Source organism: Prochlorococcus sp. MIT 1323 (genome assembly GCF_047304905.1).
Taxonomy (GTDB): Bacteria; Cyanobacteriota; Cyanobacteriia; order PCC-6307; family Cyanobiaceae; genus Prochlorococcus; species Prochlorococcus marinus_D.
The window spans coordinates 692,693-707,398 of sequence record NZ_CP138973.1; the positions used below are offsets into that span (position 1 = coordinate 692,693).

15 protein-coding genes are annotated in these 14,706 nt (G+C 50.4%); 5 read left to right on the forward strand and 10 right to left on the reverse strand.

Annotated features, from left to right (window positions below; genetic code table 11):
• The first annotated feature begins 49 nt into the window (after window positions 1–49).
• Window positions 50–565 carry an EF-hand domain-containing protein gene (locus SIB68_RS03245; RefSeq protein WP_081215524.1) on the forward strand — a complete coding sequence of 172 codons (516 nt, stop codon included), beginning with the start codon at window positions 50–52 and terminating at the stop codon, window positions 563–565.
• Here SIB68_RS03245 and SIB68_RS03250 read toward each other — a convergent pair.
• From SIB68_RS03250 to SIB68_RS03260, 3 genes are all read right to left on the reverse strand, one after another.
• Entirely contained in the window at window positions 562–963 is a 402-nt protein-coding gene (locus tag SIB68_RS03250; protein ID WP_063400561.1) for a hypothetical protein, read from the reverse strand. The two genes, SIB68_RS03245 and SIB68_RS03250, sit on opposite strands and share 4 nt — an antisense overlap.
• A 130-nt stretch (window positions 964–1,093) precedes the next feature.
• Window positions 1,094–1,711 carry a DUF4335 domain-containing protein gene (locus SIB68_RS03255; protein ID WP_063400562.1) on the reverse strand — a complete coding sequence of 206 codons (618 nt, stop codon included), beginning with the start codon at window positions 1,709–1,711 and terminating at the stop codon, window positions 1,094–1,096.
• Window positions 1,711–2,310 carry a DUF3038 domain-containing protein gene (locus SIB68_RS03260; protein ID WP_011130187.1) on the reverse strand — a complete coding sequence of 200 codons (600 nt, stop codon included), beginning with the start codon at window positions 2,308–2,310 and terminating at the stop codon, window positions 1,711–1,713. Before SIB68_RS03260 ends, SIB68_RS03255 begins: the two co-directional genes overlap by 1 nt.
• Before the next feature lie 43 nt (window positions 2,311–2,353).
• Between SIB68_RS03260 and SIB68_RS03265 the strand changes: the two genes are divergently transcribed.
• Window positions 2,354–2,872, forward strand: coding sequence for an adenine phosphoribosyltransferase (locus SIB68_RS03265; protein ID WP_063400719.1), 519 nt, complete (start codon window positions 2,354–2,356; stop codon window positions 2,870–2,872).
• Here the strand turns inward: SIB68_RS03265 and SIB68_RS03270 are convergent.
• From SIB68_RS03270 to dapB, 4 genes are all read right to left on the reverse strand, one after another.
• Entirely contained in the window at window positions 2,863–3,075 is a 213-nt protein-coding gene (locus tag SIB68_RS03270; RefSeq protein WP_011130189.1) for a DUF2949 domain-containing protein, read from the reverse strand. The genes SIB68_RS03265 and SIB68_RS03270 overlap by 10 nt on opposite strands.
• Window positions 3,076–3,096: 21 nt before the next feature.
• Complete coding sequence (locus SIB68_RS03275) at window positions 3,097–4,287, reverse strand: FAD-dependent monooxygenase (RefSeq protein ID WP_155724949.1); 1,191 nt, start codon at window positions 4,285–4,287, stop codon at window positions 3,097–3,099.
• Between the two features lie 370 nt (window positions 4,288–4,657).
• Window positions 4,658–5,314 (reverse strand): hypothetical protein, encoded by a 657-nt coding sequence (locus SIB68_RS03280; protein WP_011130191.1) that lies wholly within the window; start codon window positions 5,312–5,314, stop codon window positions 4,658–4,660.
• A 17-nt stretch (window positions 5,315–5,331) separates the two neighbouring features.
• Complete coding sequence (gene dapB / locus SIB68_RS03285; protein ID WP_063400564.1) at window positions 5,332–6,183, reverse strand: 4-hydroxy-tetrahydrodipicolinate reductase; 852 nt, start codon at window positions 6,181–6,183, stop codon at window positions 5,332–5,334.
• Window positions 6,184–6,298: 115 nt separating this feature from the next.
• Between dapB and SIB68_RS03290 the strand changes: the two genes are divergently transcribed.
• Window positions 6,299–10,342 (forward strand): magnesium chelatase subunit H, encoded by a 4,044-nt coding sequence (locus SIB68_RS03290; RefSeq protein ID WP_063400565.1) that lies wholly within the window; start codon window positions 6,299–6,301, stop codon window positions 10,340–10,342.
• A 23-nt stretch (window positions 10,343–10,365) separates the two neighbouring features.
• On the opposite strand, the gene folP is transcribed toward SIB68_RS03290, so the two are convergent.
• From folP to SIB68_RS03305, 3 genes are read right to left on the reverse strand one after another with little or no spacing between them, the layout of a single operon-like run.
• Window positions 10,366–11,232, reverse strand: a complete 867-nt coding sequence (folP, locus tag SIB68_RS03295) for a dihydropteroate synthase (protein ID WP_155724950.1) — start codon at window positions 11,230–11,232, stop codon at window positions 10,366–10,368.
• Window positions 11,186–11,917 carry a triose-phosphate isomerase gene (gene tpiA / locus SIB68_RS03300; RefSeq protein ID WP_063400567.1) on the reverse strand — a complete coding sequence of 244 codons (732 nt, stop codon included), beginning with the start codon at window positions 11,915–11,917 and terminating at the stop codon, window positions 11,186–11,188. The genes folP and tpiA overlap by 47 nt, the downstream gene beginning before the upstream one ends.
• Window positions 11,918–11,950: 33 nt before the next feature.
• The gene (locus SIB68_RS03305; protein WP_011826035.1) at window positions 11,951–12,148 is read right to left on the reverse strand and encodes an RNA-binding S4 domain-containing protein; all 198 of its coding nucleotides are present in this window, start codon (window positions 12,146–12,148) and stop codon (window positions 11,951–11,953) included.
• Window positions 12,149–12,185: 37 nt separating this feature from the next.
• Here SIB68_RS03305 and SIB68_RS03310 point away from each other — a divergent pair, with 37 nt between their 5' ends.
• Window positions 12,186–13,964, forward strand: coding sequence for an ABC transporter ATP-binding protein (locus tag SIB68_RS03310; RefSeq protein WP_063400568.1), 1,779 nt, complete (start codon window positions 12,186–12,188; stop codon window positions 13,962–13,964).
• A gap of 125 nt (window positions 13,965–14,089) precedes the next feature.
• Complete coding sequence (locus SIB68_RS03315) at window positions 14,090–14,326, forward strand: DUF6447 family protein (protein WP_196757130.1); 237 nt, start codon at window positions 14,090–14,092, stop codon at window positions 14,324–14,326.
• Window positions 14,327–14,706 lie beyond the last annotated feature (380 nt).

Consider the following 14,706-nt stretch of genomic DNA (forward strand, 5'->3'; position numbering starts at 1 on the left):
TCATAGTTCAGTCATCGACATTGCTGGACACGATCCATAGGCTGATTGCATGACAAATCAGCCAAGGCCCCCTCTTTGCTGGCCGAAATCATTGGAGTCAAAGGTTTTCAGGTTCATCACTGCAGGACTGATCAGCACTGGAACTCTGCTGAACCAAACCGGTGCCGAAGCAGTACCAGATGGCATTGAGTATTACGGCCAGCGCATGGAGGCCATGTTCTTACGATTGGACCTCAACGGCGATGGTCGGCTGGATGCACGCGAGGTTGGAGAAAAGACTTACCTGATAAGAAGGCTGAATAGAAAGAATTCACGAGGTTATTTAGTTTTAGAGGACTTGCGACCTCCCGGCACTCATCCAAACGGTAAACGGCTCCAACGACGTTTCAAGCAAGCCGATATCGACGGCAATGGGAAACTCAATCGCTATGAAGCTCAGTCAATCCGCTGGCTGGCCAACAACTTCAGCAGACTGGATTTAAACAACGATAGCGATATAACGATGGAGGAGCTTTGGATGTTGCAAAGATCCCTGGCGCCGCATCCTCATCCTCGCAGGCACTAACGAAGGATCCGGCGACGGATTTGCCTTTTGGAAACCTTCTTCGGCCTACTCAATAGTTGTGTAAAAAACCTCAACATCCGCCAGCTGCCACCAAGGAGAAGGATTAGTCCAAGCATCACGAGTCCAGCCAACAAAATCACCGAACCAAGACCCAAAAGGGCCTCAAGCAGATGAGTAATACCGCGAATCAGATCTGCGATTGCTTCGCTGACAATCACCACCCCATCGAGTCGTTGAGGAACCCAGTTCAAAAAAGCTAATAAACCGATGCCGCCAACCAACATCAGCATCGATTCAACAAATTGACGCCATAGAGGAAGCACCTTTCTGGGTCGAGATCTGCGGAAAACCTGACGTTGACGATCTGAGTTATTGAATTTTCGAAGAGGACTGCTCATGGGGAAAGTCACTAGGGGGGTCCGCTTCAAGAGGACAGGATTAATTCGATCTTCACGCCTGCATAACTCCCAATAGGAGGTATGAAAGTGTTTTCAATAGAATGTAATTCTGGCCTGCAAGATCTGTTCGTCAACGATCAGAATGTGATTGCAACTCTGGCGCATTAGGAGTGGCAGGGGACAGCGTTCCATCTGGATTGCGTGGAACAGGCAGCAACAGACCAAGACCTGCAATCAAAAACAATGCTGCGCCACCAATCAATGGAGCTCCTATGCGTTGGCCAAGAGGGACTCGCTCGGCCAGTTCGTGACGAGGCAATGGGTAATCAATTGGCAACTCCCAGTGAACCTGCACACGCGAGTCAAGACGAAGATCATCCAGACAACACACGAGATCAGCAAGCTCTGCATCGTCAAGGTTAAGAGTGAGAGGAGGAACATTCGGCTGACTACTACGCAAAAGCAGTTGATGTCTATCCCCAACAGGAGAGATAACAACCACACTGGTTTCGTCACCAAAAGCTCGACTCACACCAGAAATGCGGTGGCGTGAATAGGGGAGCACAGCAGCCATCAAGGCCTGCAGATGTTCACGCTTGCCTTCTAGCTCTGGTGAACCAACCAACTGCAGCCGCCAACCCGACAGAATGCCTAGAGCACCATCCCCATGACCTGCGGAGAAATCTGGCAGGCCCTCCACCTGAAGGCGGACTGCCGTTTGGTCATAACGGAAAGAGAGGTTCAACATCAGGGTGTCGGATCAAGCAGGCTGGCGCGCAGGCGATCGACTCCTCCATTACCAGCAGCAAGAGCAAGCGTAAGCACCAGCTCACGCTGAATAGGCTGAGATTGCTCTGGCCTCAACAGACGCTGAACAGCTCCGCGCCGAGGATTCATCCTCTCCTCGATCAGATCGCGCAGTCGCTGATCAAGCAAAGTCCAGCGCTGCAAATTGAGTTCTTCTGGTTCACGTGAAGAAAGCAGCTGATGAAGAAGGGGATAAAGACGGCTTGCCATAAAACAAAGCAGGCGAAGCAAAGCCTCAGTATCAATAGAACTGAGGTCACCTCGACGGGTAGCGCGTCTCAGTGGATTGTGACAACGTCGCTTCCAAAGCTCAACCCGGTTGGGGAACTGTTTCTGCAAACCCAACTGATTGGTTGCCCAGAGCATCGCCTCACCACCATTGAGATCAAGTGATTCGACCACAAGCAAGAGAAGGTCTAGACGCTCAAGTCCTCTCCTGCCAAGAACGGTGTTGTTCTGCACGCCGCTCTGCTTTTGCTCAAAGGGTTTCTGTGGCTGAACAGTTGATGAAGGATCTGAAGTGGTTGTTGCATTGATCATGGCTGCGATGATGCCAGGCCTAAGGCCCCTGCGTCACCACTCTTTGGATCTTCGCCACCTCATTCAAGACGTACCAGACTTTCCAAAACCTGGAATTCTCTTTCGGGACATCAGTCCCCTGCTGCGTGATCCCGATGGCTGGGATGAAGTGATGCGACAGCTAGGAGATCTCTGCACAGAACTAAAACCCGATTTAATTGTCGGAATCGAATCACGTGGATTCATTGTGGGAACAGCGTTAGCAACGAATCGGAAAATCGGCTTTGTTCCGGTTAGGAAGCCTGGCAAATTGCCTGGTGATGTTCTTGGCATCGACTATTCCCTGGAGTACGGCAGCGATCGCCTCGAGATTCATGCGAATGCTCTTCAAGGTCATCCCCGTGTCTTATTGGTGGACGACCTTCTGGCGACTGGAGGAACTGCAAGAGCCACAGTCGAGTTAATCGAGAAAGCTGGTGGCGATCTGGTGGGATGTGGTTTTGTGATCGAATTAGCCGCTCTCGGCGGGCGGCAGCAACTTCCAGTTGAGATACCAGTGAAGTCACTGATTATCTACTCCTGATCATTTTCCCAATCGAGAACCTGCTGATACTGAGCCAAGCTGAGTAAACCGAAACTCCAAAGCACGACAGGCAGAGGTGCTTGCTCAAGTTCTGCCTGACGCAAGCCCAAGTTCAGAGCGTTCTCACTAAGGCCGAGTTTCTGTTGCAAAAACTGCAGTAACTGGGGTGAGAATGAGGGCTGCGGATGGCTACTGATCACCATTTAACCAACTGCAGTAGACGATCATTCTGGCAACAATCTGATGACTGTGATGGGTCCATCTGTCATGGCCTTCAAAAGCAACTGACGCAACAACGAGAGGCGAGCCAGAAGAAACATCAGCGGCAGTCGAACCATCAGCAAAAGGATGTTTCGACTGGAGAAAAAGCGCACGATCAGATCAGTAAATAAACCAACCAACACGAGATCAAAAATGCGCTTGCGGGCATAGACCTGAGGCAACTTCTCAACAGGCAACTTGCCCTCATCGACATTCTTCACAAGGTTCATCAACGTGCTTACGTCACGCCAACAAAGATTCAACCCTTGTCCTCCGACAGGATGACAGCGATGCCCCGATTCACCCACAAGGACGCCACGACCTCGCTGCAAACGAAAGGCAAAGGCGAGTTGGAGAGGGAATGCCGCAGGACGATCCAAGAGCATATCTGGCTGAAGGCCATCTGGTAACACCGCAGCAAGATGATCAAGAAAGCACGAAGGAGACAGACCAGCACGTTCTTGGCATCGTCTCAAAGGACCACTCCAAACCATCTGGAAGACCTCACCTCCCATTGGCAAGACAGCTAGAGGCCCTTCAGCACGAAAAAGCTCATATGCCATCAAAGGATCAGCACCCCGAAGCAGCACCTTGGCGGTTAAACAGCCATTTTGATAAGGATGGTTCCAAGTGTTGATACCCCATGCCTGCCGGGTAAGAGATCTCGGACCATCAGCCGCAACAACCAAATCGTGCCCATCGAGATGATGATCATCAAACCTCCCCAAATTCAAAAGCACCTTTGGAGATGTCTGAAGACGATCAATCAGCAATTCCATTAATGGTCGATGGTCAAGAATCCAGCCGACGGCACCGTGAAGCTGATTTTGGCTTGAAAGATCATCAACCTCAAAATAGGTATGACGATTCAGCTCCTGATCATCTAGCCGCAATCTTGTAAATGGAGCGAGATGAGGAATCAGTGAGGCCCATAGATCAAGTGATTGAAGCAATCGCCTTGATGAATGCGTAAGGGCATAGGCTCTACTTCGTGCTGGCAACTCTTCAACTGTTAAGGGGTCACAGAGGGTGACGCTGTTACCTAGCCGAGCAAGAGCAAGCGCCAAAAGGGTCCCAGTGGGACCAGCGCCAAGGATCTTCACTCGTATGTCAACTGGCAAAGACCCTTTTGCTGCAGAGTGGAACCGGTTCAAGTGGTCAACCAGAAAATGAGAAACAGATCACTAGTGATTTTGCTGCAAGTTCGCCAATAGCTGTGAATTGATCAATCATGTTCTAAAGCTCCTCAAAGCAGTTTCCCAACTATCTCTGCAAAATGTGAAGGGCAATGCAATATCCCTGAGCATGGCGAAGCCTCCACATAGATGTTAACTGGCTGGCACCCCCCCGGTATTTCAGTGGCAAATCCTAAAAGTGTTCAATCTTAAAAGTATTGATTGATCAACCATTCTCATGTTGAGGACCTCACAGAGGAATCGAGTAATTGTATAAGTCAAACGAACGATGCCATTTGCACTCCTAAGACTTTTCAAGCTAGTGGCAAGAAAAATCTCTTAGCGCGATTCAACTGGTCTGGCGTGCAAAACGCAACTGACACAGCTCCTCAAATGCAGGCCTTAGCAAAAAGGGATACTCCCCGACCCACAACCGCTGCCCTGGCAACCATGCATCAGTCAGTGCAGCGATACGGCTGAAATCCTTGCGATCGCTCAGCACAAGGCAACGAATGAGAGATCCAGCTCGGATGAACTGATGCTTCTTGGACATCGGAAAGCTCAGTTGACCCAAATATCCATCTTCATCCTCTAACTCAAGAACAATCCAAGTACGTCTGTTCTCAACAAGCTCCAACTCTCCAAGCTTGTTCGCTTGCTCATGACGGTCCAGCACTCGTTCACGGGTGAACACATTGGCCACCTCACCTTCGAAGATGGCCGCCGCCGGATAACGACGAAGGCCTGCATTGCGCTGACCCGCTTCAACGATTGGGCCCCAAAGCACATAAAGCAGAAGAGCCACTCCAACAACAAGCCAGACAGCACCCCATCGACTCGCCAGCTGACTCTGACTAATCAATAATGTGATCACACCTCCAATGGCGGCGATCATGACCCTCTGCAGAATCTTACGAGGGTTGCCAAGGGCCGCTGCGAATTGATTACTGGTGGCCACTGCAGGGATAAGCCTCTGAAGCTCTCCTGGACGCAAAGGGACCAACATCGACACGCAAATGAATTTCAGATGAGGCGTTCAAGGCCATAAACCAGACCTTGAAGCTGTCGCACCTTACGAACGGTTAGCAACACACCTGGCATGTAGGCCGAACGATCAATGGTGTCGTGCCGGAGTGTATAGCTCTCTCCAGGAGCTCCGAACATCACTTCCTGATGGGCAACCAATCCAGGCAGACGAAGCGAATGGAGTCTTAAGCCACTAGCTCGTAAACCACCACGGGAACCAGTCAGCGATTCATGCTCATCAACTTCAGGAGAATTAAAGCTTTTACCGAGCTCCTCCATCATCTCTGCAGTTTTTATACATGTGCCACTCGGAGCATCAGCCTTACGGTTGTGATGCAGCTCAGTCAGTTCTGCATTGTCATAAAAGCGTGAAGCCGCTGCTGCTGCCTGTTGCAGTAAGACCATGCCAACAGAGAAATTTGGAATCACAGCGCCTCCCATCGACGCTTTTGCTGCAAATTCACTGAGATCAACCAACTGCTGATGTGAGAGTCCTGTGGTGCCTATGACCGGATGAACCCCATAGGCAAACGCCGCCCTGGTGTGCTCATAAACCACTGAAGGATGTGTGAAATCAACAAGCACAGCGCCTTGTCCAGGGCCAGTCCTATGAAAAGACTGGCTGACAGAACAAAGACAAGCCTCAATGTCGGACGTCAAAGCAACATCAAGAACACCAATTCCAAGCTCCTCGCCTATCTCCACACCTTCCTTGCCTGGCGTTGTGTCCACTGCACCAACCAACTCACAATCCGAAGCGAGATGAACAGCTTTGATGACCTCAGCCCCCATGCGGCCCAGTGCGCCAGCAACCACAACAGGAATCAACTCTGGAGGGACTGAGGTCATGGGAGGGCGATCGCTGAATAAAGCCTATGGGTCGACTCATGTAACACCAAGGCAGCGAACTTCACGCTGAGCCCCAGACAACCTAGGCTTCATCAAATTACTTTGCAGTACTCCAATGTTCACGCAGGTTCGCTCAGCCGATCGCCGAGTTGCTCCTGCGGAGAACCACAGCCATCAAGCTGTCATGAAAGCGGTGTATTTGGTACTCGAACCTCAGTACCAAAGTGCGCTTTCCCAGGCCGCAAACAGCCTCAATGCACAAAATGGAGCCATTGGCATTGAACTGAGTGGTTACCTCATCGAAGAACTGCGCGATCCAAGCAACTTTGCAGACTTCCAAGCCGATTTAGCCGAAGCCGATGTTTTTATCGCCTCGCTGATTTTCATTGAAGACCTAGCTCAGAAAGTGGTGGACGCTGTCACCCCCCATCGCGAGCGGCTCAAAGCCATTGTTGTTTTCCCTTCCATGCCGGAGGTGATGCGGCTCAACAAGCTTGGCACCTTCACCATGGCCCAGCTGGGACAGAGCGATAGTGTTATCGCCAACTTCATGAAAAAGCGAAAGGAATCAAACGGTGCTGGATTCCAAGACGCAATGCTCAAACTATTAAATACACTCCCCAACGTTCTTAAATATCTGCCGGTTGATAAAGCACAAGATGCAAGAAGCTTCGTGCTCAGCTTTCAATACTGGCTAGGAGGTACGCCAGACAACCTGCGCAACTTCCTGTTAATGCTGGCGGATAAGTATGTCTTTCCAGCGACAGAAGGAGAAGATCGTCCAAAACTAGACATCGTGGAGCCAGAGATCTTCCCGGACCTGGGCATCTGGCATCCGATGGCCCCGTCGATGTTTGAAGACCTCAAGGAGTACCTCAACTGGACGACCAGCCGCACGGATCTCTCAGAGAAAGCCCATAAAGGCCCAATGATCGGTCTTGTCCTGCAGCGAAGCCACATCGTCACTGGTGATGATGCCCACTATGTCGCTGTCATTCAAGAGCTTGAGTTCCGTGGTGCACGTGTCCTACCCATTTTCTGCGGTGGGCTTGATTTCTCTAAGCCTGTCAATGCCTTCTTTTTCGACCCACTCAACCCTGACCAACCCCTAGTCGATGGGGTGGTTTCCCTCACTGGATTTGCCCTTGTGGGTGGCCCTGCCAGACAGGATCACCCCAAGGCTATCGAATCTCTCAAGCGCCTTAGCCGCCCTTATATGGTTGCGCTCCCGCTTGTCTTCCAAACAACTCAGGAATGGGAAGTTAGTGACTTAGGCCTGCATCCAGTTCAGGTTGCACTACAAATCGCCATCCCCGAATTGGACGGAGCCATCGAGCCAATCGTGCTCTCTGGTAGGGATGATGCCACTGGCAAAGCCCACACACTTCAAGACCGGGTTGATGCGATTGCTGAACGAGCAATCCGTTGGTCATCTCTAAGAATCAAGTCAAGAGCTGAGAAAAAATTAGCAATTACTATTTTTAGTTTCCCTCCAGATAAAGGAAATGTTGGCAGTGCTGCCTACCTCGATGTTTTTGGTTCCATCCATCGTGTTTTGGAGGAAATGAAGGCTCAGGGCTACGACATCCAAAACCTCCCCAAAGACTCCAAAGCACTTATGGAGGCGGTAATCAATGATCCTGAAGCACTAGAAGGAGCACCAGAACTGGCCATTGCACACCGTATGAGTGTGGCTGAGTACGAGCACCTGACACCTTATTCAGAGCGCCTTGAAGAAAACTGGGGCAAGCCGCCAGGAGAACTCAATAGTGATGGTCAAAACCTACTGATCTATGGACGTCACTTCGGCAACATCTTTGTAGGCGTTCAACCCACCTTCGGCTACGAAGGAGACCCAATGCGCTTGCTCTACTCAAGAAGCGCCAGTCCTCACCACGGCTTTGCTGCTTACTACACCTATCTCGAAAAAATCTGGAAAGCTGATGCTGTGCTCCATTTTGGCACCCACGGATCTCTCGAATTCATGCCAGGAAAGCAGATGGGCATGAGTGAAACCTGCTATCCAGATTCATTGATCGGAGGCCTACCAAATCTTTATTACTACGCAGCAAACAATCCCTCCGAAGCAACGATTGCAAAAAGGCGTGGTTATGCCTCCACAATCAGCTACCTCACTCCTCCAGCAGAAAATGCAGGCCTCTATAAAGGCCTCAAGGAACTGGGCGAACTGGTGGGGTCCTACCAGCAACTGCGTGAAGGCGGTCGTGGTGTGCAAATCGTCAATACCATCATTGAAACCGCACGCCAATGCAATCTTGATCGCGACGTAGACCTACCAGGACAAGACGCGGCAGAGCTAGATCTCGACCAACGGGATGCCGTTGTAGGTGCGGTATATAGCCAATTGATGGAAATCGAGAGTCGCCTTCTGCCATGTGGACTTCACACGATCGGTAAACCACCCACGGCAGAAGAAGCGATAGCGACTCTGGTAAGCATCGCCGCCCTTGAACGTGAAGACGATGGTCTTCGCTCGCTTCCTGGGCTGTTAGCAGAAGCAATAGATCGCAAAATAGAAGATATCTACAAAGGAAATGATGACGGCATTCTTGCTGATGTAGAGCTCAATCGCACTATCACTGAGGCATCTCGTGTCGCCATTAGGGCGATGGTGCAATCTCTCACTGGACGAGACGGACGCGTCAATATGAAAGATAATTCGAACTGGTATTTGGATTGGTTTTTTAATCTACTTCAGCGTTTTGGTGTAACACGCCCCAATGCATGGTTGCAAGCCTGTAGAAAAGCTGGATTCGGCAACATTGATTCCATTGAGCTTGACAAACTGTTTGCTTATTTGCGCGGTTGCCTTGAAAAGATATGCGCAGACATGGAAATGCAGAGCCTCCTGCGTGCCCTCGATGGAGAATATGTGCTTCCTGGTCCAGGTGGAGACCCAATTAGAAATCCAGGGGTTCTGCCAAGTGGCAAAAACATTCATGCTCTCGATCCACAGGCCATTCCTACCAGAGCTGCCGTTGCTGCAGCAAAAGGAGTCGTCGATAAATTAATTGAACGTCAACGCCAAGAACAGGGCGATTGGCCAGAAACAATTGCCTGTGTTCTTTGGGGTACAGATAACATCAAAACCTACGGTGAATCACTTGCGCAAATTCTCTGGTTTATTGGTGTAAATCCAGTACCAGACTCTGTAGGCCGTGTTAACAAGCTAAAACTCATTCCCCTTGAAGAGCTTGGTCGACCAAGGATTGATGTGGTTGTGAACTGTTCAGGAGTATTTCGAGATCTGTTTATCAACCAAATGGCATTAATCGATCAAGGCGTCAAGATGGCAGCTGAGGCTGATGAACCACTGGATCAAAACTTCGTACGCAAACACTCCCTTGAACAAGCAAAGGAACAAGGCACAAGCCTTAGGGATGCCGCTTGCCGTGTATTTTCTAATTCAAGTGGAAGTTATAGCTCAAACGTAAATCTTGCAGTAGAGAACTCAACATGGGAAGAAGAGAATGAACTTCAAGAGATGTATCTTTCGCGCAAGACATTTGCCTTTAATGCTGACAACCCAGGAGAGATGAACCAAAACAGAGAAGTGTTTGAATCTGTTATGAAAACAGCAGATGTCACTTTCCAAAACCTTGATTCTGCTGAAATTTCGCTTACTGATGTCAGCCACTACTTCGACTCAGACCCCACAAATTTAATCAAGGGCCTTAGAGATGATGGCAAAGCTCCAACGAGTTACATCGCAGATACAACAACAGCAAATGCTCAGGTCCGCTCACTGAGCGAAACGATTCGATTGGATTCCCGTACAAAGCTACTCAATCCAAAATGGTATGAAGGCATGGTCAACTCAGGCTATGAAGGCGTTCGCGAAGTCGCCAAGCGCCTGAACTTTACCCTCGGCTGGAGCGCAACTAGCGGACAGGTAGATAACTTTGTCTACGAAGAGTCAAACGAAACCTTCATCAATGATCCAGAGATGCGTAAGCGTCTCATGGAACTTAATCCGCATAGCTTCCGTCGTATTGTTGGCACCTTATTAGAAGTTAATGGCAGAGGTTACTGGGAAACATCTGATGAGAACATTCAGCAATTGCAAGAGCTTTACCAGGAAATTGAAGATCGAATTGAAGGAGTAACAACGCCAGACAACCAATCGTCTGGCGAATGATTAAAAAGTAACTCAAACCCTAATTACCAGAGTCTGCTAGCCATTTGAAGGGTCTGATGGATTGGGCCCACATCATGTACTCGAATCATTGCCGCCTTCGCCTGCACGCAGCGGCAAGCCACGGCGGCAGTACCCCATAGACGAGCCTCTGGGTCCGGTTGGTGCAAAACATCTCCGATGAAGCGTTTCCTTGAGGGCCCAACCAAAACAGGGAAGCCTTCAGAGCAAATCCTCTCTAGATGCTTCAACAAAATCAGATTTTGTTCAGTGGTTTTAGCAAAACCCAAGCCTGGGTCCCAAATCAACTGATCAGATCGAATACCAGCAGCCAAAGCCTGATCCGTTCGACGAAGTAGTTCAAGACGTACCTCTTCAATCACATCGCTATAAGTTGCGAGTTGATCCATGGATTGACTGTTACCACGGCTATGCATCAACACATAGGGACATCCTGCTTCGGCAACAACCCGCAGCAACTCTGGATCACGCCTGCCGCCGCTGACATCATTGATCCAATCTGCACCTGCTTGCAGAGCTGCCTCCGCCACCTCCACCAGGAAGGTATCAACAGAGATCAACGCCTGCGGGTGAGCTGCACGTATTGCATGAAGAGCAGGCATCATTCTGTTCAACTCCTCTTGCCAACCAACCTCCTCGGCCTTAGGCCTCGTGCTCTGAGCACCAAGATCAAGAACATCTGCTCCTTGCTTTAAAAGAAGAGTTGCCTGTGCAAGTGCACTATCAGGGTCTAGATAATTGCCACCATCGCTAAAAGAATCGGGCGTGATATTAATCACACCCATCACCTTCGTTCGCTGTCCCCATTCCTGAGGCCAAGGAGATTTAACTGGTTTGATAATTGGCAATGCGAGCAAAACTCTCTGGGTCAAGGGAGGCACCACCCACCAACACTCCGTCGATATCACTCATTGCCATCAACTCATCAATATTTCCTGGTTTTACCGAACCGCCGTACTGAATGATTAGTTCTGAAGCACCGACCCAACGTCGAATGAGGCCACAGATACGATTCGCCTCCGATGCTTCGCACGTCTTGCCCGTGCCAATGGCCCAGATGGGCTCATAAGCAACCACAAGCTTGTCTGGATCGGTGTCTTCCAGTCCCTGTTCCACCTGTCGTCGGATGACTCGTTCGGCCTCTCCACGTTCACGCTGCTCATCACTTTCACCCACGCAGACAATCGGAATCAAACCGTGAGACTGGGCTGAACGAGCACGACGGTTGATCTGTTCATCGCTCTCACTGAAGTATTTGCGTGGTTCACTATGGCCAACAATCGCGTATCGCACTTGATGCTCCAGAAGCATCGTTGGCGAAACCTCTGCGGTATAAGCACCATCATCCTCCCAATGCACATTCTGGCTTGACAATTCCAGACGAGTGCCGCCTACGGACTCTGCCATTGAGGAGATGGCGGTGAATGGTGGGGCAATCACTACATGACGGTCATTGGGAGTGGCTTCGATTAATGGCAGGAACATGGCCGTGTACTCCCGTGCCTGAGCACAGGTCATGTGCATCTTCCAGTTGCCAGCGATCACGGGTTTACGCACGCTCGGGTCCTCTGAAGTTCCGCAGGGGCCAACTTACGGCCCTGTCGAAGCATTGCCGACAAAGACCGCCTCATCTGTGCCCAATCGAACCCGGTTGCCTGAACTCAAATGGCGGCCACGCCTTGTTTCAACAGAGCCATTGACAAACACCTGCCCTGACTGGATCAGCTGTTTCGCCTCGCCTCCAGTGGCCACCCAGCCCTGCCATTTAAGAAATTGATCCAACTTCATTGAATGAGCAGAGCGTTCACGCAACTAGTGTGACTCGATGTTTTCCTCCTCCGAAGCCGGCTTCCGCAGACTGCTTCCCCTCTTACGCCCTCACCTGCGCAGGCTGATCTGGGGAGGTGTGTGCATGCTGATTTACGTAGGATGCTGGCCGCTACTGGCATGGCTTGCTGGGCAGCTGATTCCAGCTATCGGGGCAGGCAAGCTGGCCCAGGTCGTCCAAGTGATTGCCATAGCACTCACTGTTTTTCTGGTTCAAAAACTGGCTCAATTCGGACAGGACACCATGCTTGCTGGGCCAGCATTGCGAGTGAGCCAAGACCTGCGTCGTGATTTATTTGCACAGCTCCAACAAGTCGAACTAGGGGCCCTCGAGAAACTGTCTTCAGGAGATCTGACCTATCGGCTCACGGAGGATGCCGATCGGGTGGGAGAAGTGATTTACAAGACCATTCAAGACACCACACCAAGTGCTCTGCAATTGGTAGCGGTATTTGGCTATATGGTTTTTCTTGACTGGCAACTATCACTAGCCACCCTGCTGCTAGCGCCAATGGTGGCGATCTTGGTAAGCCAGTTTGGAGCAAGAGTCATGAGAGCAGCTGAACGCAGCCAACGACAGGTGAGCGATCTTGCAGGGCTACTTGGTGAAGCAATCCAAGGGTTGCCTTTGGTCAGAGCCTTTGCTGCAGAACCCTGGCTTCAGAAACGCTTTGATGCCGAAGTTGATCTACATCGTCAAGCGCGTTACCAAACCCTGCGTCTGCTCGCTCTACAACATCCTGTCGTGGGCTTCATCGAAGCCGCTGGCATCCTCACAGTCTTGGCGATTGGTGCGGCTCGGATTCAAACCGGCGGAATGGATGGACAAAGTTTCAGCAGCTATGTCGCTGCCTTGCTGATGCTGATCGATCCCATTAGCCACCTCACCACGAATTTCAATGAATTCCAGCAAGGCCAGGCCTCACTCCGACGCCTGCGAGAAATTGAACGCGAACCACAGGAACCTCCTGACATTGACCAGGCTGAACCACTGGGTCGCTTAAAAGGTGATCTGGTGCTTCGTCAAGTCTGTTTTGCCTATGTCAATGAGCAGCATGTGATTCATGATCTATCTCTAGAAGTGAAGGCTGGCCAAGTCGTGGCATTGGTGGGTCCATCTGGTGCTGGGAAGAGCACTCTGTTTTCATTACTTTTACGCTTCAACACAGCCCAACAAGGAAAGATTCTTCTAGATGGCCATGAGCTCGGCCAGGTTAAAGCCCAGGAGCTGAGACGTCAGGTGGCCTTGGTGCCGCAACGAACAACAGTCTTCTCTGGCAGCGTCGAGGAAGCCATTCTTTTCGGTCGAAGTGCGAGCCAAGAGAAGGTCAAAGAAGCAGCAAGCCTTGCCAACGCTCACGATTTCATCATGTCCTTACCGGAAGGATATTCCACTCAATTGGAAGAACGCGGCACAAATCTTTCTGGTGGCCAACTTCAACGCATCGCCATTGCCAGAGCCGTGCTCGGCAATCCAGCCGTGTTGCTGTTAGATGAAGCCACTAGTGCACTAGACGCAGAAGCGGAAGCAGCGATACAACTTGGACTACGTCGTGCCATGCAAGGACGAACCGTTCTAGTGATTGCCCATCGTCTGGCAACTGTTCAGGAAGCCGATCAGATTGTTGTCCTAGAACAAGGGCGGATCAGTGATCGTGGCAGTCATGACGAACTAATGTCCCGAACGGGTCGCTATAGAGAGCTCTGCGAACGACAGTTCATTCGTGATTTGCAGAGTGTCTCAAAAGTAGACAAAGATATGGAACGCATCCCATAGAATGAAGCTCCAATCTTTGCTTCAATGCTAAAGGTAATGCTCTTTTTCCCCTAACAATGGCTCCAAAATGGCCCTTAGGTAGGTCCAAAAGTACAAATGACACTCAAGAACAGACCTCAAACACGATGACTGACTCTGCAGCCAATAAATCAGATCCAGTGCTCACCTTCGAAGGCAAGCGCTACGACCTGAATGCACTACCAGATGAACTGAAGGAACTGATCCGTGGGATGCAAGTTGCTGATGCCCAACTGCGCATGCACGAAGACACACTAAAAGTGCTGGCAGTAGGACGTCAGACTCTGGCAATGCAATTGAATGAAAAGCTCAAAGACATCAGCCCTCTGCCAGACGCGTCTTGAAGTGACGTTTTCAGCCTCACGTCTACCCAGATTCAAATCGGTAGTTTTTGCTGAGGTCAAAGGATATTCCCTATGGCACTCACAAGCAAGCTAATCAGGCTAAGAAGAACCATGAGCCCATAAGGGTGTGAGCAACAGCCCAAACAAACCCCTGATCAGCAACAGGGATTGCACCAGCGAAACCTGAAATAGTGCCAGTGTCATGTCCATGGCCATGGTGGCCCAATGTGATGTCAGTAAATTCAGTGAGCTATTGATTTAGCCTCATAAAAGGTAAAGCCGAATGACCTGCATGATGAACAGCAATAGCATTGGCGTATCAAGGGCATAAAGCCCACCCCTAACATCAACAAGCTGGCTGTGAGCAAGATAAGGTTGAC